The sequence below is a fragment of the Spirosoma endophyticum genome, from assembly GCF_900112365.1.
GTDB classification, from domain to species: domain Bacteria; phylum Bacteroidota; class Bacteroidia; order Cytophagales; family Spirosomataceae; genus Spirosoma; species Spirosoma endophyticum.
On the sequence record NZ_FOLQ01000013.1, the window covers coordinates 38,432 to 60,645 of the forward strand.

A 22,214-nucleotide genomic window follows, 5' to 3' on the forward strand; every position below is an offset into this window, starting at 1 on the left:
TTGAAAGAGGTGAATTCTGATTCGTTCAGATTCACCTCTTTTGCTATCTGTTATACTAACCACCAGGTTTCAACCCGATGTTGCGACATTTCTTTTTTGCATTAGCTGATTAAAAAAGCTGGCTTTGCTGCTTAGAGCAGTAGTCATTCTTCATAAATCCCATAAAAGCCTATTCAAATACGGCAAATCCATGAAACGTTACCTGCCTTTTATCCTGCTTTTCCTGAGCCCGTTTGCTTTTGGGCAATCTCCCATCGATGTTGACAAAGAATTCGCGTTTGCTGCCCAGCAATATGCGCTCATGCTGAAATCTCATCCCGATACCACCAAATTTCCGCAATCCACAAAACCGGATGGCTCACCTGATGACAGGACATCAGATTGGTGGTGCAGTGGTTTTTTTGGCGGTTCGCTCTGGCACATCTATGAGCATACGAAAGCGCCGGTCTGGAAAGCAGCGGCTCAAAAATGGACAATGGCCGTCGCGAAAGAACAGTACAACACCGGTACGCACGACCTGGGTTTTATGCTCTACTGCCCCTTTGGAAACGGTTATCGGCTGACCAAAAATGCTACGTATCCACCGATCTTGCTAACGGGTGCTAAGTCATTATCGACGCGTTTCGACCCGAAGGTTGGCGTTATCAAGTCATGGAATAAATTTCAGAACTACAATTATCCCGTGATCATCGACAACATGATGAACCTGGAGTTTCTGTTCTGGGCTGCCAAAACATCGGGAAATAAAGAATTCTATAACTTATCGGTGACACATGCTGATAACACCATAAAGAACCATTACCGGCCCGATTACAGCAGTTATCACGTCGTTTGCTATAATCCGGACGGCACGGTCGCTGCCAGGAAAACGGCGCAGGGTTATGCGGACAATTCGGCCTGGGCGCGTGGTCAGGCGTGGGGCTTGTATGGCTTTACGGTTATGTATCGGGAAACAAAAGACAAGAAATACCTGGATCAGGCCCGCCACATTGCCGACTTCTATTTAAATCACCCAAACTTACCAGCCGACAAAATTCCGTACTGGGATTTCAACGCCCCAAACATTCCGAATGAAGAACGCGATGCATCAGCTGGTGCTATTACGTCCTCGGCACTTTTCGAACTCTCTACCTACGGCGGTCCTTCGGCAAAAACGTATTATCAGGCCGCGGTAAAGATGCTCGAGAGTTTATCCAGTCCCGCCTATAAAGCTAATCTAGGCGAGAATAACAACTTTATTCTGAAGCACAGCGTAGGTCATAAACCGCAGAAAAGTGAAGTAGACACACCAATCGTTTACGCCGATTATTACTATCTGGAAGCGCTGCTACGTTACGACACACTACGTAGAAAAGCAAAGAGTTAGTATTGAGTAGTGCCGACCAGGACCGTCGGCTCTCCTGTTTCCGAAGAGCTAAAAAGTCCCCGAACGAATTTTTGTTCGGGGACTTTTTAGTTTCTGTTCGTAAAGCAGACGGTCAAAATAGGTTGGTTACAAATTCTTTATTCCTCCCGGCGGATGGCCTGAATCGTAACAATCGTTGGCGCTGACTGATAAAAATCGAACACTGCGCGTCCCAGTAACTCATGACTGACAGCGCTGAGGTGTTCCTTATCATTCGGCAGAAAATATTCCTCACGTGGCTGGATCACCAAATCGGTATCAAACACACTGAATACATGCGCATCCGCTTCATCAAGCAACACCGCTCGGCTCTGCTTCCGTAACCACCTGTCAATTGCGTTCCGGTGCGGAAAGGGCGTCATCAGTAAGACATTGTGGCGATAGGGCCGAAGTTGTTTCATCAATACCGACAGAGCCGTCCGGGCACGTAGCGGCCACAAAAACGTGAGTAACGCGCTTCCGATGCTTTTTAACTGAGTACCTATGGCTGGTGGATTGGCTCGTGGTGCTAACTCAGACGAATAGGGAACGGCAACATAAGGCGGGCCAGTTAAGGTTGAATCCGTAGGTTGTAGTATCGTCTCATCAAGTTGTAGCATAATCAGATCGTACCGATTCAACGGCAGTCGATCCAACGTAGCGACGATTTGGGTCATCGTTAAATTGGCGTAGGCCTCTACGGAAACCGCTTGGCCAGCCTGGCTAAACTGGCGAATAAAATGCCCTATATAACTAAGCTTTCCTCCCGACAGCCCGTAGCCGTATGTATGTTCGTCGCCAATTACCAGCACATTCATTAGATAACACAAACGGAGTGAGTAAATCCGTTTAATATCTTTACGTAACTCGTTGCGTAAGTGTGGCAATCAATTGAAAAAATTAAAAAAGAACCTGGCCGATCGTTGCAACGTTCTAGAACAGAATGGCGTAGTCTAGTTATAATCAGGGATGTTTACGTAAATCTGCTCGAACTTTGTTTTTCCGAAAATCGTCTCCGTTCGCCGAAAATGACCTCCTCAGCGTCATTAGGGCTTGCCGTACAAACGATCCGCGTGCGCAACGAACGCTGTTCAAGCAGTTTTTTGGTTATGCCAAAAGCATCTGTCTGCGCTATACATCGAACGTCGAAGAAGCTGAAGATGTCCTGAATGAAGGCTTTCTGAAGGCTTTCCAGCACCTGGACAGCTACGATGAAAATCTGCCTTTCAAAGCCTGGCTACGTACTATTCTGGTTAATACGGCCATTAGTCATTACCGCAAAAATCAGAAGTTAGAGCAACATACGTCGTCCCTGGAAACGGGTGAACAGGTTGCCTTCGACGAAGACATTGTCGATCACATTGCCGCCGAGGAAATCCTGGCCTTAGTACAACAGTTAACCCCAACCTACCGAACGGTGTTTATGATGCACGTAGTGGATGGCTATAGCCTCCACGAAATTGCCGGGATATTAAGCCATAACGAGGCTACCGTACGATCAAACTTCGCCCGTGCCCGGCAAAAATTACAAGTACTCATCAAACAAGCGTACCCGTTCCACACGAACTCAGGCCCTACAAACTCCATTCCCTACCATGAAAACTGACCGCTTTTCCGATATTATCCGGCGAAAACTGGAAAGTATTCGGCCGGAATTTTCCGAGAAAGACTGGGCCAAGATGCAGTCCACGCTTCAACAGGCAAATATGCCACAACCGGGCTCATCAGGCACAGGCCAACCGGTTACGGGCAGTATCTGGTCGAGTCATCCCTGGATGATGGCCGCAGCCACCGTCAGTACGGTTGCGCTGGTAACGCTTGGCATCTGGCAACGTCACGAAATCAATGAGTTACGCCAAACCGTAGGCCAACTCAACAAACAACAGGTTCAGTCTGCCCAAAAGCCAGCCGAACAGAAATTGCCGGGCGATGCACGGCCGGATTTGACAAACGCCAATGGTCTTCGCCCTAAGGATGCTGACGTATCTTCGACACCATCCAGAAAAATTGACCGACAGTCAGTTCGTCCTGATACGGTTTACATAAATCGATACGTCGCCGTGCCTTCGCCCTCCCGTTCCCAGTCAGCAGTGCCTGACGAAGCTCCCTTGAAGCAACGCATAGCCTTATCAAAGCAGGAACACTATGCGAAAACGAGTGCGAAACCCGCGTCGACAGACGGGGTACGTCAATCAACTAACCAACCATCTACCGCCCAAACTGCCCCTTATGATGTTACGTCTACTTCTGATAAAATTCTCAATAACAAGCCATTAGAAACCAAAGTCGTTTCTACGAATCAACCCGAAAATAACCGGGCGATAGTCGGCCGAAACGTATCTGGCAGAAAAGGAGAAAGCCAGGATGCAGACCATCTGAAGGAGAAAAATCAGATTGCCGGAAACCTGAACGAAAAAAGTCAGGGCGCCGAGCGATTGAATGAGACAAATCAGGTTTCGGATCGTATAATCGGGAAGAACCGGGAGACGAGAGCTACTACGTTAAATCCGGCAAATGCGATCGATAAAACAAATAACGAAGTCACTCAGGTTACGCCAGTCAAAAATGAGTCTTCTACGGAAACAAGCACGGTATCAGCCAGCTATGAGTTAGTTAATAGCCGTCCGCTATCGACTAAAAGCCTTAATTGGACTGCGCTGATGGCGCAGCGTGCCAAGCGTCTGCAACCAGCCAGAAAAGTGCCTGTACCAACAGTGCCGGCACAGATTGCGGAGAAAACAAACGTAAGCGCCCCAGAAAGTCAACCTGTTAACCGGGCAGCTATCCGCTTCCGGGCAGGTGTGGGTGGTGAAATAGCTTCCAGCTTATGGAGTGTTGGTGTGTTCACCGAAACACTGATTGGCAAGCATTTGACCATTGGTGTGGGGATCAGTCAGGCTACGTACAGCGGTATGTTCATTGACGATTTCGATTTCGATGTTCGAACCCGTCGGGATTTCCGGAAAGAATATGGACTTGGGCGCATGATTGATCCCAAACGTGACATTCTGAACATCGACACAAAAACGGCCCGTGTACAGATTCCGCTTTCGCTCGGCTATCGAATCCCGGTTACGCAAACGTTATCGTTACTACCGACAGTTGGTACATCGCTGAATTTAAAAAGTGCAGAAGATGTAACCTTTTATTGTCCAATATACATACCCCAACGTGGATTCGATCAATTCCAGCTTAGCAACAACAATCGATCGGCTCCTTTAATTAATACACTTGCCTTGGGCCTTGGTCTGGAATGGCAACGTGGTCACTGGGTTGTGCAAACCAGCCCGATGCTCACTTTACCAATGCAGTCGGAAAGCGACCCAAACTGGCAGAACAACGCAACACTCGGTTTACGGGCAAGAGTACTGTTCCAGTTTTAGATAAGTCATAAGATAGAAAGGCGTAAGTCGCTGACGCAAGCATTTTGCTCTCGTGTCAGCGACTTACGCCTTTCTATCTTATGACTTTTACGTCTTTTTACTTACACCTTATTTATTGGCTGTCACCCGCCAGATTCGGCCGGAAGTATCATCAGCAACGAGCATTGATCCATCCGGTAACACCGCCACACCCACAGGACGGCCATAGGCGTCTTTATCTTTGCCGGTCAGAAACCCCGTCAGAAAATCCTCTGGCTCACCGGGTTTTCCACCCTTAAACGGCACAAACACGACTTTGTATCCCGACAATTGCGAACGGTTCCAGGAACCATGCTGTCCGATAAAAGCGCCATTTCGGTACTTTTCGGGGAAGGCCGTCTTGTCATAAAAGGCCAGTCCCAGCGAGGCCGTATGGGCTCCCAGCGGTACGTCGGGAACTGTAGCCTTTTTTACTAGATCAGGACGTTCTCCTTTCCGGCGTGGATCTTCGTTTTGTCCGTAATAGGAGTATGGCCACCCATAAAATGCGCCTTCCTTCACGCTCGTCAGGTAGTCCGGTACGAGTTCGTCGCCCAGTTCATCTCGTTCGTTAACAGCTGTATACAGCATCTTTGTGGTTGGTTGCCAGCCCATTCCCACAGGATTACGCAAGCCGCTGGCGTAAATACGTTCGCCACTACCATCGGGATTGATTTCCAGAATATTCGCCCGCCGAACTTCGTTTTCAGGACCATGTTCACCCACGTTACTACCCGACCCAACCGATACGTATATCTTTTTGCCGTCAGCGCTGGCCAGTAGGTTGCGGGTCCAGTGATTGTTATAACCGCCGGCGGGTAAGTTCAGGATTTTCTTACCGGGGGCCGTTATTTTCGTCTGACCAGGTTTGTAGTCGTAACGCATCAATCCATCGGTGTTGGCTGCGTAGAAGTAATTACCTAAAACCAACGTACCAAAAGGCTGATTCAGACCCGTTAAAAAGGGTTGGCGCAGATCGGGTTTTCCGTCTTTGTCGGTATCGCGTAATAGCGTAATTCGATTGGCGCTGGCGGCCGTCCGCTCCGATTTGTTACGTCCGGTAGCCGCATTGATCACGGCATTTTTGGCCCCCTTTCGCTCGGTGTTCGACTCTGCCACAAAGATGTCACCATCGGGTGCTACATATATCCAGCGGGGACTATCCAGATCGCGGGCAAACTCCGTAACTGTAAAACCTGCCGGAGCCTGGGGCGTTTTACCATCCGGCCAGCCAATTACGTTACTATAATTGATCGTCGATTTCGTCGCATAGGGGGCAGGAAGTACAATCGTCGTATCGGCAGTGGTGACCGCTTCAGCCGTTTGATTGGTGTCTTTTTTCTGGCCACAGGACGCCAGTGCCATCGACAGCGTGGTAGCTGCCAGCATAAAGTTCGTTGTTTTCATCGTTGAGTATAACCGTGTTAAGTTTATTCGTGCCGGGGTCGTGCATTCCAGACACGACTTATCCAATCACAAAACCACATAAATACTCAACTCATCGAACAGCCATTTAGTTAAGGATTGTCTTTTTTAGCCGTCAATTCTGTTCCCTGCGCCGATAGTGTCAGGCCCGTAATGGCTTTTGTGGCGGCATCGCGCACAAAGGTGATCATAGAGCTATAGGAACTGGTAGACTGATACGTATCAGCTTTGGCCTGTTTCACCAGTTTGTTCTTACCGTAACTATCGGCTTCTCCAAATAAATCGCCTTTTTCGGCCGTAATCGTGTATTTCTGAATAGGACTACCGCTAGACAGGGTATATGAGCCAAGGTAAGCTTTCAGGTTTGTCGTGTCACTTGACGCCGTTTGGGCATTCGTTACGTTAGTAATAACCAGCAGACTACCCGCTAACAAAAGTGTCAGTACTATTTTCATGATTTTGTCTGATTAAAGGATTCGTTTACAGCAAACTTCGCGAAAATTTGGCGTATGGAATAGGCCCCTTGTAAAACACATCACTAACGGCCTTCATACCAAACCGCCGATAAAAATCGGCCGCATCAAGCCGGGCATCGCACCAGATCGTAGTCGCTCCAAACCGCCGGGACTGGGCGATTACATGGGTTAGCATCAGGGTTCCAATACCCTGCCGCTGGTAGTCAGGACGGGTAGCAAATTTGCGGAAACGTGCCTCTTTACCATTCACAAACAGGGAAATAACCGAGATTAATTCTCCATTATGAAACGCTCCGCAGTGGCGTCCATCGGCATCATTTTCGACTTTTACATAATCGAATGGCTTATCGGGCCAAAGTACAGCGTGGCGCAGGGCATAAGTTTGTTCAGCCGTAATCGATTGAATGGAAAGGGCCGCGGAGGGGGGTACAATCATCTTTGAAACGTCGTGTTTAGGTAGTATTAGGCGGTCAAGTTACCACTTTTGAAAGCTACGAGCCCTATTAGTCGTTAAATCTATTGGATGGCCAGACTGACGGTTCGTGGTTTTCAACGAACGAAGTACTTGTTCCTGCTTTAGTGGCCACACACTAGCCATCGCCATAAATTAGAACGGTAGCTTTCCCAGATCGACGTTGCCACCGGTAAGGATAATGCCGACCTTTTGCCCCGCAAATTGCTCTTTGTGCTTCAGCACGGCGGCCAGTGGCACGGCAGACGACGGCTCGATAATGATTTTCATCCGCTCCCAAACCAGTTTCATGGCCGCGCTAATTTCCGCGTCCGACACCGTTAGAATATCAGCTACGTGTGCCCGAATAATGGCCAGTGTCCGTTCGCTAAGGCTCGTCATTAGCCCGTCGGCAATGGTGTTTATGTAGGGGGCTTTTTCAACCCGACCACTACGAAAGGATAAGATCGCATCAGCTGCACCTTCAGGCTCCCCAGCAACAATTCGGGTCTTTGGCGATAAATAATGTGTGGTTAAAGCCGTGCCACTCAGTAGCCCTCCCCCACCGACCGGCGCCATAATCACGTCGAACATTCGTTCGATTCCAGCATCTTCGATCAGTTCTTTGGCCGCCGTAGCTTGTCCGGCAATCACGCGATCATCGTCAAATGGGTGTACCAGCACCGCGCCCGTTCGTTCGATAACTTCACGTACTCCCGCTTCGCGGGCCTCAAGCGTGGGTTCGCACTCAATTACGTCGGCACCATAACCAAGCACTGCGTCTTTCTTAACCTTTGGAGCCGTGCGCGGCATCACAATGTAAGCGGGCATTCCCACCTGTCGGGCGGCAAACGCGACAGCCTGCGCGTGATTACCCGACGAATGGGTTGTGATTGCCTTTCCTTCCTTATGTTGAACAACCTGCAATACGGCGTTCAATCCACCCCGCGCTTTGAAAGCACCTATTTTCTGGAAGTTTTCACACTTGAAAAAGATCTCGGCGCCCGCCCGTTCATTGATCGTTTGATTGGTCAGAACGGCGGTTCGGTGGATGTAGGGCCGGATGCGGTCGTGGGCCTCTTGAATGGTATCGAAAGAAATCATCAGGAACATATTGGTCGAATAGCGGCAAATTACGAAGAAAACGGCCGCTACGTGCGTTAGCAAATCTGCTTTTCTTCTAAAAAATGTGGTCTACAAAAAGGAGATTTAGCCAGACTTTACCTTCTGAATACGGTTCCCCTCTTTCGATCATCCACTCACGTGCAGACAACCTATTTTTTGACGCAACGGTCGGTTTACGATACGTAATGCGGCATCAAAATAGTTTATCGGCACCATACTCAACATCAAGTTTTTACGTATCGCATGAAATTTTATTTACTACTCCTGAGTTTTTTTACATTATCAACATTAGCGCAGGGCCAACCAGAACGCCAGTTCTCGATTCGGGGCACCCTGGTCGATGATCAGAATAAACCGGTCCCCTTTGGAACCGTTGCGTTGTACCAGAATGCCAAATCCACACCCGTAACCGGTGCTATTTCCGACGAAGCAGGTAAGTTCGAGATACGTAGTAAGGCGGGTCAATTCTCTATAAAAATCAGTGCAATATCATATCAGGATCGAAGCCTTCCATCAGTTGCTATTGTGGATAAAGACCTTGATCTGGGAAACCTTACCATCAAATCCAGCACCAAAAGGCTGGAAGAAGTTGTCGTGAAAGGCGAACGAAGCCAGATGGAGCTGGCTTTGGACAAAAAGATTTTCAACGTAGGAAAAGACCTGGCTAATGCTGGCGGAACGGCCTCCGATATTCTGAGCAACGTACCCTCCGTTGCGGTTGATGCTGAAGGGAATGTTAGCCTGCGAGGAAGCAACAGCGTCCGGATTCTGATTGACGGAAAACCGTCGGGCTTGGTGAGCTTCAAAGGCGGCAGTGGTTTGCAGCAGTTGCAGGGTAGCAGCATCGAGCGGGTTGAGGTGATCACCAACCCATCGGCACGCTACGAGGCCGAAGGTATGGGCGGCATCATCAATATCGTGTTAAAGAAAGAGCATAAAGAAGGCATCAACGGCTCGTTCGACCTGATTACGGGCTATCCGGCCAATTTCGGGCTGGCTGCCAACGTAAATTATCGACGGAAGAATCTCAATTTCTTTGTCAATTATACCGCTTCCTATCGGAATACGCCGGGCCGCAGTTCGCTTTATCAGGAATTATACCGCAACGATACGACCTTCGTTACGCAGCAAAATTCGACGTCTAACCTTAAAGGGCAGAACAACAATGCCCGCGCCGGTCTTGACTATTTTTTCAATGCAAAGAACGTACTGACGGCCGCTTATACGTATCGACTGAGTAAAGGAAAACGCTTTGCCGACATCAATTACCGGGATTACCAATCTAACCTCAATAATCTACGTAGCATTACCAGCCGCACGCAGGACGAAACAGAAACTGAGCCCAATTCGGAATATACCCTGACCTACAAACGAACATTTGCGCGGGAAGGCCATGAACTCACCGCCGACATTCGCTATCTGGATAACTGGGAAAGCTCGGATCAATATTTCGCCCAGCAGACGTTTCAGCCCGATGGCCGGACGCAAATGATACCGTCCGTTCTGCAACGTTCCATCAATGACGAGACAGAAAAGCAGTTTCTGGTTCAGGTCGATTACATTCGGCCGTTCAGCAAAAATGGCAAAGTAGAAGCCGGTTTACGGAGTAGTTCGCGGGATATGACCAATGATTATTCGGTGACGCAACAGGCCGGAGATGGCGCCTGGTCTCCCCTTCCTGGTCTGACCAATTACTTTATCTATGAGGAACGTATCAACGCGGCCTACGGCATTATTGGCAATAAAGCCCGTAAATTTTCCTACCAGGCGGGGTTGCGGGGCGAAATAACCGACGTAACAACTACACTACGGCAAACGAACGACGTTAATCCGCGCCACTACGCTAACCTGTTTCCGAGCGTACACTTCACCTACGATCTACCACGTCAGCATGCGTTGCAACTTAGTTTCAGTCGCCGGATACGTCGGCCGCAATACAACGATCTAAGTCCGTTCAGCACCTTCAGCGACAACCGAAATTTCTGGAGCGGCAACCCCAATTTGAATCCTGAATTTACGAACGCCTTTGAACTTGGGCATATCAAATATTTTGGGAAAGGCTCGATTAGTTCATCGGTCTATTACCGGCATACCAACGATAAAATCCTGTCGATTCGCCGGGTGAATGATCAGGGATACTCCACTACACGACCCGAAAACCTCCAGAGTGAAAACTCATATGGGGCCGAATTCGCGGGGTCATATGCGCCCTATAAATGGTGGAAACTCGACGGTAGTTTCAACTTTTTTCGGGCGGTCACCAACGGCAGCAACCTGGATGTGAATTACCAGAGTGATACGTATAGCTGGTTTACACGGCTTATTTCCCGCTTTACAATCTGGCAATCAACTGATATTCAGTTACGCGGCAACTACGAAGCACCCCAGCAAACGCCCCAGGGCCGCCGGAAAGCGCTTGCTACGTTAGATCTTTCGGTTAGCAAAGATGTGCTCAATAATAACGGTACATTGACGCTCAATGTGCTTGACGTTTTCAATTCGCGTCGCTTCCGGTCAATTACCGAAGGTCCTAACTTCTACGCCGAAAACAGTTCACAGTTCCGGCTTCGTCAGATTAATTTAACGTTCAGCTACCGGTTACGTCAGGCGAAAAAGAAGCCGAAGGAAGGTGGGGAGGGCGAGTTTTAAACCGTTTGCGCATACTTATTGTGAGACTTTACCCCACGGCAGCGGCCGACCGTCCCAACCCCTCCCCTGCTTTTCAGGGGAGGGGCCGGGGGTGGGGTAATTGCGGCAAAATAGTAGCATCACTTCGCACCGTCGAGCCGCGCACAATAAGGCTCGTTGGCAGCACAATCCGTTCAGGCTGAAACTCGTCTTCCTTTGCTTCCAATTGCCTGATTAACAGTTGAGCCGCCTGCTGGCCAAGTTCGCCAACGGGCTGGGAAACCGATGTAAGACCCGGTTCAATGAGCGACGATATTGGGTCATCACTGAACCCTACGATTGCCAGATCGTCAGGAACGGAAATACCCCGGTGTTTCGCTACGTTCAGGGCTTCGAGGGCCGTGGGGTCATTCATGGCGAAGAGCGCGTCGGGTGGATTGGGCAAATTAAGCAGGTGGTTTACGTAGATATTTGCCTTATCCAGATTCAGGTCATACGCGATAACCAACTCAGGATCAACGGGTAAACCATACTGCGTCAGCGCATCCCGGTAGCCACTTAGCCGATTGCGGCTGTTCATGAGTGTATCTGGTCCAGCCAGATGCGCAATCCGACGACGGCCCGTTTGAATGAGATGCTCGACCGCCCGGAACGCCCCGTTATAATCGTCCACCGTTACGTTCGATACGTTCATGTCTTCGCACACTCGATTGAAAAACACGACCGGAATACCTTTGCGCTGGAATACCTTGAAATGGTCGAAGTTGCGGGTCTCTTTTGTGTGCGACACAATGAGCCCATCCACGCGGCTGGCAAGCAGGGCTTTTGCATTCGCCACCTCGGTTTCGTAGGACTCATTCGAGTGGCAAATCACTACGTTGTAACCCGATCTGGCCATTTCTTCCTGGACGCCAATGATGACTTTAGGGAAGAAAAAGCTGATGAATTCCGGCACCATAATCCCAACCGTCCCCGTACGATTCGTCAGCAGTGAAATCGCCAGTTGATTCCGCTGATAGTCGACCTGAGTGGCCATATCGAGGATTCGCTGGCGCGTTTTTTCGTTCACGTTCGGATGGCCCGTTAAAGCTCGCGATACCGTCGATTTGGAAATTCCTAACGCATGGGCAATGTCAATAATCGTAGTCTGGTGGGTTGCCATACAAACCTGAAATGTAATTTATCCAATTTTTACCCCTGCCAGCATTCAGTACTGACATTAATTGATTTTCAAATTTCCCTTTTTATTGGGAACATTCCCAAAATTTTGGGAATGTTCCCAATAAAAAAAGTCAATTAAATCTTTGCAGAATCACTATTAGACAGTAATATCAACATATAGAGCGAAAAATGAGGTTAAAGCTCTCCTGAAAGCAGCATTCGCTTCTGTAAAGAGATTTTTAACGCATAGGCTCTTCCTATATGATAGCCAGTAACCGTTTTGTACTTTTTCAATTTCACTCATTCCTAAAACCAAAAGAGCAGTTTACGCTGCTTTGCTTATGCAATCAACTTTATCACTACGAACCGTGGTCGGGCTAGTCGGTCTTTTGCTGACCACCCTTATGGGACAGGCGCAGGCTCCGCGCGCAACCACTATTACAGGTCGAGTCACCGACGCTGGCACAAACGATGGCCTGCCGGGCGTCAACGTCGTTGTCAAGGGTTCCCAACAGGGTACCACTACGAATGCTACGGGTCAGTATACCATGTCCGTACCAGCTACGAATGCTACGTTAACGTTTTCGTACATTGGGTACGTACCACAGGAGGTAGCGGTGGCAAATCGCAGCACGATCGACATAGCCTTACAAGCCGATGACCGCTCGCTGAATGAAGTCGTTGTAGTGGGGTATGGTACTCAGCGTAAAATCGAGACGACTGGCTCCATTGCCTCCGTCAAATCAGCCGATCTGGTGCAAACGCCCGTTTCCAACGTAGCACAGGGATTACAGGCACGCGTTTCAGGGGTTCAAGTTAGCCAGAACACGGGTGCGCCGGGTGGAAACATCAGTGTCAGGATTCGGGGCACCAACTCAATTAACGGTAACTCCGAACCGCTCTACATTGTCGATGGGATTCAGATTTCCAACGGTAGCAGCAACAGTAGTGAGATCAATAATGTCAGCCCGTTATCAACTATTAATCCGAATGATATCGAGTCAGTCGAAATCCTGAAAGACGCGTCGGCTTCGGCTATTTACGGGTCTCGGGCGGCTAATGGCGTTGTATTGATTACGACCAAACGCGGTAAAACCGGCGCTACCCGTGTGACCATCGATAGTTATTATGGCGTACAGAAAGTAAACAAAACGCTGCCTCTTCTCAATGCCGCCGAGTTTGCCCAGGTAGAAAACGAGACCTTTAAAAATAATTACTACCAAAATCCATCGTCGCTGGGCGAAGGAACCGACTGGCAGAAAATCATTTTCCGGGAGGCTCCCATTCAAAGTCATCAATTATCGATTAATGGCGGAACGGAGAAAACTCAACTCGCACTTTCGGCCAATTATTTCAATCAGGACGGGATTATCATCAACTCCAATTTCAAACGGTATTCCTATCGACTGAACGTCGACCATCGCATCAGTGACCGGATCAAGATAGGGACCAGTATTTTAGGAAGTTATGCCGTTAACGCAGGGGTGACAACGGGTTCGCAAACCATTGGCGATGCCGCCGTTGTTACAAATACCATTCTGGGTGCGGCCGTTGGTGCGCCACCTACGCTGCAGCCCTACCGCGAAGATGGCAGCATTTTCCCATTTGGTGAGCAGGCGAATGGCCAGTATCGGGAGGTTATTAATCCGCTCAACTACACGGCGATACTGAACCAGACCGCCATCCGGCGGACGCTGGCTAACCTGTATGGCGACGTTTCGATCCTGAAAGGGCTGACGTACCGGGCTTCGTTCAACATCGATATGCAGAATAGCCTTCGCGATACGTATTCCCCCCGCTCGATTGTCAACAGAACAGATTTGAATGACAATTCGGGGACAGGGTCCAAAACGAACACGAATAGCATGGCGCTTCTGCACGAAAGTATTCTGACCTATAACACTACGTTCGCCAAAGACCATTCATTCAAGGCCACGGCGGTGTTTGGTACTCAGGTGGAGAATTATAACCAAAATCAAATCAATGCGAATGGTTTCCCGAATGATGCGACCCAGAACGAAGCGCTGCAATTAGCCCTCAACCGCACCGTTAGTAGCTATCGCTCTACGCAACGGCTGGATTCGTATCTTGGACGTATCAACTACGGTTTCAAAGACAAATATTTTCTGGACCTGACGGCCCGTATTGATGGCTCAAGCCGGTTTGGGGCCAACCACAAATATGGGTTGTTTCCGGCGATATCGGCAGGCTGGCGGCTCATTGAAGAACCATTTATTAAATCGGTTAGCTGGCTCTCCGATCTAAAACTGCGGGCCAGCTACGGTATTACCGGAAATGCCGCCGGAATTGACCCTTATCAGTCGCTGGCAACGGTTTCGGCACCAAATCCGGGCAGTGATTATAACATTAATCACGCTTACATGATTGGCATCAATCCGTCGGGTATTGCCAACCCGGATCTGCGCTGGGAGCGTTCGGGCCAAACTGACATTGGCCTGGATGTCGCTTTCCTGAATAACCGGATTAGCCTAATTATGGATGTCTACAAGAAGACGACCAAAGATTTGCTCTACGTAAAAACGCTGCCATTGAGTTCGGGCTATGCTACGATTACCGGCAATTATGCGTCGCTCGAAAACAAAGGGCTGGAACTGGCCGTCAATGCCCGGATTCTAGAGGGGCCTCTAAAGTGGAGTCTATCAGCCAATGCTACGTTCAACCGCAATAAATTACTGGATCTGGATGGCGGCACAACGCAGGAACGATTCGTAACAGCCTATTCCATTTTGCAGGTGGGCAGTCCACTGGGTTTGTTTAAAACGTATGTTTTTGACGGTATTAACCAAACGGGGGAAACGATTTTACCGGGTTATGGTGGTACATTGGGTAGTCAGAAGGTAAAGGATCTTAACGGGGACGGTACGATCTCGTCGGCCGATCAGATCATTACGGGCAATCCAAATCCGAAATTTATTTACGGATTTTCTACGAATCTCTCCTACAAAGGATTTGACTTCAGTGCATTTCTTTCCGGTTCGCAAGGCAACGATATTTACAACGCCAGCCGTCTGTCGTTTAGCCTGCCCCTGGGGCAACGTAACATGCTGAAAGGCGTAGTGAATCGATGGACACCCACGAATCCGAGCACGGAATATCCTGCGCCAGCGCAGGGAGGCCGTATGCCCGTGAGTAATTACGTAGTGGAAGATGGTTCCTACCTGCGTTGTAAGAACGTAACGCTGGGCTATAGCCTTCCCCGCATCAAAGGCATTCAGCAGATTCGGGTGTATGTAAGTGCCAACAACCTCTTCACCATCACTAAATACAGCGGGTTCGATCCGGAGGTCAATACGTATGCGGGTTCAAATACGGCTATTGGTATTGACAACCTTGTATATCCACAAGCCCGATCGTATCTGGGTGGTTTACAAATTACATTTTAAAAGGTGAAATCGGACCGCCCGGAGCGAATGAGTGAACGAGCGAAAAATTGCATCCGCCACTCATTGACCCGTACACTACCTTTTCAATTTGCGTTGGTGGTCTCGCTCTTTTACTCATTTATTCTTTCGCTCTTTAAGTACATGAAAAAGATACTCATTCCTATACTCGCGGCTTTCTGTCTGGCAAGCTGCAAACTGGACGAAACAATTTATTCGTCCATTTATACCGAAGCCTTTTACAAAACGGCCTCCGATGCCGAGAAAGGGTTAATTGCGGCCTATGATCCCCTGGCCGATATGTACAGCGGCCCGGCGATGACGATGGTGCCCGATTTCAGCGATGATCAAACGTACCCACGGGGCGTTGTTGGCCGTAACACATTGACGCTCTTCTCCTACGACATCAATTACACCGTCCAGAAGAGTAATTCCCGGACCAACGAATCGCCCCAGCAAATATGGGCGTCGGGCTACGATGGCATCGAAAAGACCAACTGGATTATCACCAAAGTGCCCGCGGCCAACATGGACGAAACGCGTAAGAAGCAGATTATCGGAGAAGCCTATTACCTGCGGGCCTTCTATATGTGGGCGTTGACCAAAAACTTTGGTGATGTTGTGATCAAAACAACGCCCAGCTATTCGGAAGCCGATGCAGTTGTAGGGAAGAGCACGAAAGCCGATGTCTACAAGCAGATTTACAGCGATCTGGATCAGGCCTTTGCCGCTGGTCTACCCTCCTATCCGGCCGTGGACAAAGGTCGTCCGTCGAAAGAAGTCGTTAACGCCTTGTATGCAAAAGCCGCTTTGTATAACGAGGATTGGGCGAAAGCGCTTGAAAAAGCACAGGCCGTTATTGCTTCCGGTAAATATTCGCTCATGCCCGATGTACGTAACGTGTACAAATATGATCAGGAAGATGCCGCCCGTGTCGAGAATATGTGGGCTTATGAAGTGGACCCCATTTCACCCGGTCGGTCGCACCAGTTGACGGGACTTTGTGGCCCTGCCGGTAGTGCTGGTGCTGAGTATGGCCGAACAACGTTTGGGTCGATGTTCGCCTACATGTCGTTTTATAAATCCTTTAACCCGGTCGATAAACGGCGCCAACTGCTCGATACGAACTACGTTGATCGAACGGGCAAAGTTATTCCGCAACGTAGCATTACGCCCATCACGACCGAGGGAGTGCTTATTAAGAAATACCAGGACCCGAATACGACAACGGGGATGATTTGCAATATTCCCATTCTGCGCGTGGCGGATGTATACCTGATTGCTGCGGAGGCCGAAGCCCGACTGAACGGTCCATCAGCAACAGCTTATGGCTATATCAACACCGTTCGGAAACGCGCTGGGTTAGCGGATTTACAAACGGGGCTCAGTAAAGATGCATTCGTCGATGCCGTGCTTCAGGAACGTGCCTGGGAGTTTTTCGCGGAGGGAGATCGCTGGTACGACCTCACCCGCACGGGTAAATTCCTGACGGTGATTCCGAAAGCGGTAAACAGTGTGTATCCAAGTCGGCCTGTGCAGGCAAAAAACAAGTATTTCCCCATTCCGCAGGATGAGCTGAATGCGAACCTGAAACTGGAACAGAATCCAGACTGGAAGTAAATAGAACCTTCAACCACCTGAAAGGGGCTCTTGCTGATCTTTGAGTTAGTCAAAGCCCCTTCAGGGGGCGAGAGTTTTCAGTATCATCCTTAACCATTCTCTGTCAATGCGTTATATCTGTAAAATTGCTTTTCTGACGTTGTGTTGGTTAACAACCCAGGCGCAGCAGCCGATTTCGCTGACCAACGATCGCGTAAAGGTCATCTGGACAAATACGCCGAAAGGCTGGGCCATTAGTCAGGTATCCGTGCGAAAAGGGAACCAGTGGGTGAACCTGGCCGCTCCATCCGGCGAAAACACCTTGCTGTATGCTGCCGAAAAGCCCTCAGAGAAGGCCGACACTACGTTCAAAGACATGACGGGCCAAGAATTTCCGGGACCCAAATACCACTACCAACAGGAACAATGGGCTGAAAGCACCAATCCGGTTTCGCTGAATAAAGCCGGGCAGGCGATTTATTTTTTTCCAAAATCCGCCACCCAAACAGGCAAAACGAACGTAGCGTTTCAGCAGGAAACGGACGTAGCGACCATCAAAACAGAATGGTCATTTGATCCAAAATATCCGACGGATATTATTGTTAAACAGACAATTACGCCGAAGAAGGACGGCTATTTTTCTCTCGCTTCCCCGACGCTGGCCAGCACAACCGAACAAAACCTGGCCTGGGCGACGGTGCCGGGTTATTTTCAGGGGAATAAATTCCAGAAAAACTTCGCGCTGGCCTACGCTTACGGCCATGGAATTCCGACGTTGCCCGTCGTGTATCGCGAGCGTTGCGCCAGTACGTTGTGCCCGATGGTGAGCACAAAAAATGGCGTCACGATTTCGGTTATTCCCGAACCGGGGCTGTCACGTGATCCCTGGGCGGTCGACAAAAGCACTCAGACACACTGGAACATTGGGTTATCGCATATGAATCGCAAAGCCCAGCTTTCGCCCACGCTTTACTACCCGGTTTTAGGGGAATCGAAATCAGCGATGAAAACGGGGGATGCAATCAGCTACACATTTCGATACAGCCTGACCGACAGAGACTGGTTCAAAGCCCTGAATCACGCGGTTTATGACATTTACCAGTTTAAGCAATCGCTGGCGTTACGTCAGTCAAAACAATCGCTGACGAACCGTATCGAGAAGATGCACCATTACCTGACCGATTCCAAAACGTCCTTGTGGAACATCGAAGAGTTTGAGGGAAAGAAAATTGGCGCTCAGTCGTATCTAGGCGGTGTGGTTGGCTCAAATAAAGACGCCATGAAAAATTCTGATTATGGCGCCATGTGGATGCTCGCCAACGCCACCCATGATCCGTTACTAACCAAAAATGTGCTTCCCTACGCGGAGAATTTCAAATTAGCGCAACAGGAAACCGCCGACAACTTCTTCAAGGGTGCGCCGGAAGGACAGTATTATCTGGCAAAAGCACACAAGTTTGTGGAGGAATGGGGTGAGGTGGTCGAACCAATGGGGCTGACGTATTACACCATGCTCGATATTGGTAATATGCTTTTGTTCGAGCCTACCAACACCGAACTCAAGGCACGACTTCGCCTGGGTGCCGACCGTTTGTTAAGCTGGCAAAAGCCAGATGGACATTGGGCGGTGGCTTATGACCGGCATTCTGATCAGGAAGTTTTCAAAGACATTCAGGATGTTCGTCCTACGTTTTATGGCCTGATTGTCGCCTATCGAATGCTGAACGATCCTAAGTACCTGGCTGCCGCTCGCAAAGGAGCAGACTGGTTCCTTAAAAACGCCATCGAAACGGGGAGCTTTCTGGGCGTTTGCGGAGATGCCCGCTACGCCCCTGATTTCGCCACGGGACAGTCGGCGCAGGCGCTGCTGGATCTGTATGATTTAACCAAAGACGTTCGCTATAAAAACGCAGCCATCATAGCCGCCAAAATATATACGACGTCGATCTACACACATCCCATTGCCAATCATAACCCAAAGACTGTCAACGGAACGCTCCGTGAAGATTGGGAGATTTCGCAGACGGGCCTAAGCTTTGAACATGGTGGCATTTTTGGATCGGCCAATCGGGCAGGCCCCATTCAGTTGTGCAGCCACGCAGGCTTGTTTATCCGCATGTATCAACTCACGAAAGAACCCATTTTCGCCGATATGGCTCGCGCTGGAGCCATTGGTCGTGATGCTTTCGTTGAACCAAAAACAAGTGTAGCGTCCTATTACTGGAATGCCATGAATCGGGGCGCTGGGCCCTATCCGCACCACGCCTGGTGGCAAATCGGCTGGCTAACCGACTACCTTCTGGCCGAAGCAGAACTACGTTCGGCAGGTAAAGTGACCTTCCCGCGCGGCTTTGTGACGCCTAAAGTGGGACCGCACCAGACATATGGCTTCAAAGCTGGAACGGTATACGGCCAACCCGCTACGTTGCTCATTCAGGATAGCCTGGTCCAACCCAGCAGCCCCGTTATTGACTATGTACTGGCTCGTTCTGCCGATCAGAAAAAGCTGTATGTCGTTCTGCAAAACAACCGGGCGCAACCAACCACGGCAACCATCAAACTGAATCCTGATGTACTGAATAAACGTATCACTGAAGTTAAATGGATTCCTACGAATCAGGTCATTTCTGCTGATGCTATTTCGCTCGATTTACCAGGTTTCGGGCAACAGGTGCTGGAAATTGATTTGCAGTGAGTTCGGTGTTTACCCCTCCCCAACCCCTCCCCTTGAAATAAGGGGAGGGGCTAGTTTCCGCAAGTCACTCCTCTCCTGTTTTCAGGGGCTGGGTTAGGACGGTCGGCCGTTGCCGTGGGGTAATTGCAATAAAAAGAACAGCTAAAACCAATTATGAATACAACCATAGATACCGCCGTCATCGTCATTTTTTCGGCTTTTGTACTAGCAATCGGAATGCTCTTTGCCCGAACGGGGCGGAATCTAAAGTCCTTCTTTGCGGGTGGAGAAGCGGTGCCGTGGTTCATTGGTGGACTATCGCTATTCATGAGTTTTTTTTCCGCCGGTACGTTCGTAGCCTGGGGGTCCATTGCCTACAAACACGGCTGGGTGGCCATTACTATCCAATGGACCATGTGTATTGGCGCACTCATCACGGGGCTTTATCTGGCGCCACGCTGGAAAGCAACGGGTGCGCTCACAGCCGCCGAGTTTATCCGGGCGCGACTGGGCGAAACGGTTCAGAAAGTGTATATCTTCATTTTTACGCTGGTGTCGCTGTTCATCAAAGGATCGGTGCTGTATCCGGTTGCCAAACTGGTCAGTTCGTCGCTCAATTTGCCGCTGGTTCCCTGCACCATCGGGCTGGGCTTATTCATGATTGCCTACACCGCCGTGGGTGGCTTGTGGGCCGTGATGGTCACCGACATTTTGCAGTTTGTGGTGCTGTCGGCAGCGGTGTTTATTCTGCTGCCCCTGTCGCTGGACAAAGTGGGCGGCTGGAACGGATTCACCAGCAATGTACCGGACGATTTCTTCAACCTGCTGAATGGCGAATATACTTTCGGATTCATTGCCGCTTTTGTCATTTACCATATTTGCTACATCGGCGGCAACTGGACATTTGTGCAACGTTACACGAGCGTCGACAGTCCGAAGTCAGCCAAAAAAGTGGCGTTTCTGTTTGCGGGCCTGTATCTCATTAGTCCTGTCATCTGGATGATGCCACCCATGATTTACAAGGCCATCAACCCATCCTTAACCGGGCTTGATACCGAAAACGCCTACCTGATGATCTGCAAACTTGTTCTACCGCCGGGTTTGCTGGGTCTGATGCTGACGGGCATGTACTTCTCGACCTCCGCCAGTGCCAATACCGCCCTGAACGTAGTGTCGGCAGTTTTTACGAACGACATCTACAAAGGGTTGATCAATCCAGCGGCTTCGGACAAGAAACTAATGCGTGTGGCGCGTGGCTCATCCTGGGTCTTTGGCCTGGGCATGATTGTAATTGCGTTGCTGGTTCCGGCAGCGGGTGGTATCGTCAACGTAGTGTTGAGCATCTCGTCCATTTCCGGCGGGCCGCTGCTGGCCCCTCCCCTCTGGGCGTTATTTTCCAAACGTCTGAATAGCCGGACGACACTTTGGGTTACGGGTATTGGCCTGACCGTCAATCTATTTTTCAAGGCATTATCGCCCATCCTTTTCGATGTCAAGCTAACACGGGGCGAAGAAACCATCGTTGGCGTGGGCCTGCCGTTGTTGTTATTACTGGCCTACGAACTCTATGCCCGATCGAAAGACGTAGTAGCCGCCGAGTATTATCAATACCTGATCAGCCGTCAGCAAAAGCGCGACGATGCCCAGGTCGAATCACCGGAAGAGGCCTACGCGGTAAAAAAACAGAACCGCTTTGGGCTACAGGTCATTGCAGGATCATTGGTTTTTACGGCCCTGATGTTGTGCGGCCTGAGTTTCCTAACCACACAGGGAGCCACGATAACAGCCGTAATTTCTGGCGTGGTGCTGGTAGCAGCATTGATTCCCTGGCAGGCGTCGAAACGCGTTCAACTATCAAGTCCGGCACCAGTCGAGAAACTCATCAATTCGAATAACTGATAAGCGGGGAAATTCTATGTCACGGAGGATAGAAAAATGGCGGTCTTCAGAAACCAAATGGTCTGCATTCGCAACCAATGCACAATCAGCGTATTTGTTATCGTCGGGGTCATTATGCATTAATCCCCACTCAAAATATATGGATTGCAACGAGCAGTTTTCAAGCGAGAGGAGAAGCTTTACAACATTATCAGCAACCGAAGGGGAGGCTTACTCGGCTAATTTTTCATGGTATTCCGATAAAATATCATTACTCAGGATCAACTCAAACTTGCCCCCTTTTAAGGAATCAAAAATCGGTCGATATTTTGACGTAACAGGAAGGGAAATCAGTAGAACGTTTATATCCAGTACAACTCTCATCGAACAGAGGAACTACGCAAATGCTCATTTTTCCAGTTCTCGATGGTCTGCTCATTCCACCCTTTTTCTTGCCATAACTGATCCATTTCGCTGTCAATTCGCTGGGCAAAATAATCAGCCAGCAAAAGTCGAATTTCCTTTAACTCTTCTTCAGAAACGGTATAAGGATACAACTTCAGTAATTCCATTTGAAGATTGCTCAATTTGTGGGTATGGTCTGAGAGGTT

The 22,214-nt window shown here is 49.5% G+C and carries 15 protein-coding genes; 8 read left to right on the forward strand and 7 right to left on the reverse strand.

Annotation, left to right across the window (positions count from 1 at the left end; genetic code table 11):
- The first annotated feature begins 190 nt into the window (after positions 1 to 190).
- Positions 191 to 1,366 (forward strand): glycoside hydrolase family 88 protein, encoded by a 1,176-nt coding sequence (locus tag BM202_RS25045; RefSeq protein ID WP_093831323.1) that lies wholly within the window; start codon positions 191 to 193, stop codon positions 1,364 to 1,366.
- Between the two features lie 137 nt (positions 1,367 to 1,503).
- Here the strand turns inward: BM202_RS25045 and BM202_RS25050 are convergent, their stop codons facing one another.
- A complete protein-coding gene (locus BM202_RS25050) occupies positions 1,504 to 2,202 on the reverse strand; it encodes a hypothetical protein (protein WP_093831325.1) in 699 nt (232 codons plus the stop codon).
- A 176-nt stretch (positions 2,203 to 2,378) separates the two neighbouring features.
- Between BM202_RS25050 and BM202_RS25055 the strand changes: the two genes are divergently transcribed.
- Both BM202_RS25055 and BM202_RS25060 read left to right on the forward strand, forming a co-directional pair.
- Positions 2,379 to 2,990 (forward strand): RNA polymerase sigma factor, encoded by a 612-nt coding sequence (locus tag BM202_RS25055; RefSeq protein WP_093831327.1) that lies wholly within the window; start codon positions 2,379 to 2,381, stop codon positions 2,988 to 2,990.
- Complete coding sequence (locus BM202_RS25060) at positions 2,980 to 4,767, forward strand: hypothetical protein (protein ID WP_093831329.1); 1,788 nt, start codon at positions 2,980 to 2,982, stop codon at positions 4,765 to 4,767. The genes BM202_RS25055 and BM202_RS25060 overlap by 11 nt, the downstream gene beginning before the upstream one ends.
- Positions 4,768 to 4,875: 108 nt before the next feature.
- Here the strand turns inward: BM202_RS25060 and BM202_RS25065 are convergent, their stop codons facing one another.
- From BM202_RS25065 to BM202_RS25080, 4 genes are all read right to left on the reverse strand, one after another.
- Positions 4,876 to 6,192: a PQQ-dependent sugar dehydrogenase gene (locus BM202_RS25065; RefSeq protein WP_093831331.1), complete on the reverse strand. Its 1,317-nt coding sequence runs from the start codon at positions 6,190 to 6,192 to the stop codon at positions 4,876 to 4,878.
- 110 nt (positions 6,193 to 6,302) lie between these two features.
- Positions 6,303 to 6,665, reverse strand: coding sequence for a DUF3471 domain-containing protein (locus BM202_RS25070; protein ID WP_093831333.1), 363 nt, complete (start codon positions 6,663 to 6,665; stop codon positions 6,303 to 6,305).
- Between the two features lie 25 nt (positions 6,666 to 6,690).
- Positions 6,691 to 7,122: a GNAT family N-acetyltransferase gene (locus BM202_RS25075; RefSeq protein ID WP_093831335.1), complete on the reverse strand. Its 432-nt coding sequence runs from the start codon at positions 7,120 to 7,122 to the stop codon at positions 6,691 to 6,693.
- Positions 7,123 to 7,293: 171 nt separating this feature from the next.
- Entirely contained in the window at positions 7,294 to 8,241 is a 948-nt protein-coding gene (locus BM202_RS25080) for a threonine ammonia-lyase (protein ID WP_093831527.1), read from the reverse strand.
- A 264-nt stretch (positions 8,242 to 8,505) separates the two neighbouring features.
- Between BM202_RS25080 and BM202_RS25085 the strand changes: the two genes are divergently transcribed.
- Positions 8,506 to 10,911, forward strand: a complete 2,406-nt coding sequence (locus tag BM202_RS25085) for a TonB-dependent receptor (RefSeq protein WP_093831337.1) — start codon at positions 8,506 to 8,508, stop codon at positions 10,909 to 10,911.
- Between the two features lie 73 nt (positions 10,912 to 10,984).
- Here BM202_RS25085 and BM202_RS25090 read toward each other — a convergent pair whose 3' ends face one another.
- Entirely contained in the window at positions 10,985 to 12,052 is a 1,068-nt protein-coding gene (locus BM202_RS25090; protein WP_093831339.1) for a LacI family DNA-binding transcriptional regulator, read from the reverse strand.
- A 340-nt stretch (positions 12,053 to 12,392) separates the two neighbouring features.
- On the opposite strand from BM202_RS25090, the gene BM202_RS25095 reads away from it, so the two are divergent.
- The 4 genes from BM202_RS25095 to BM202_RS25110 all read left to right on the forward strand — a co-directional run bounded on the left by BM202_RS25095 (position 12,393) and on the right by BM202_RS25110 (position 21,624).
- Complete coding sequence (locus BM202_RS25095) at positions 12,393 to 15,455, forward strand: SusC/RagA family TonB-linked outer membrane protein (RefSeq protein WP_093831341.1); 3,063 nt, start codon at positions 12,393 to 12,395, stop codon at positions 15,453 to 15,455.
- A gap of 141 nt (positions 15,456 to 15,596) precedes the next feature.
- Entirely contained in the window at positions 15,597 to 17,072 is a 1,476-nt protein-coding gene (locus BM202_RS25100) for a RagB/SusD family nutrient uptake outer membrane protein (RefSeq protein ID WP_093831343.1), read from the forward strand.
- Positions 17,073 to 17,178: 106 nt separating this feature from the next.
- Complete coding sequence (locus tag BM202_RS25105; RefSeq protein WP_093831345.1) at positions 17,179 to 19,746, forward strand: glycerophosphoryl diester phosphodiesterase; 2,568 nt, start codon at positions 17,179 to 17,181, stop codon at positions 19,744 to 19,746.
- Positions 19,747 to 19,899: 153 nt separating this feature from the next.
- A complete protein-coding gene (locus BM202_RS25110; protein ID WP_093831347.1) occupies positions 19,900 to 21,624 on the forward strand; it encodes a sodium:solute symporter family protein in 1,725 nt (574 codons plus the stop codon).
- Positions 21,625 to 21,983: 359 nt separating this feature from the next.
- Here the strand turns inward: BM202_RS25110 and BM202_RS25120 are convergent, their stop codons facing one another.
- Positions 21,984 to 22,175, reverse strand: coding sequence for a hypothetical protein (locus BM202_RS25120; protein ID WP_093831349.1), 192 nt, complete (start codon positions 22,173 to 22,175; stop codon positions 21,984 to 21,986).
- Between the last annotated feature and the right edge of the window lie 39 nt (positions 22,176 to 22,214).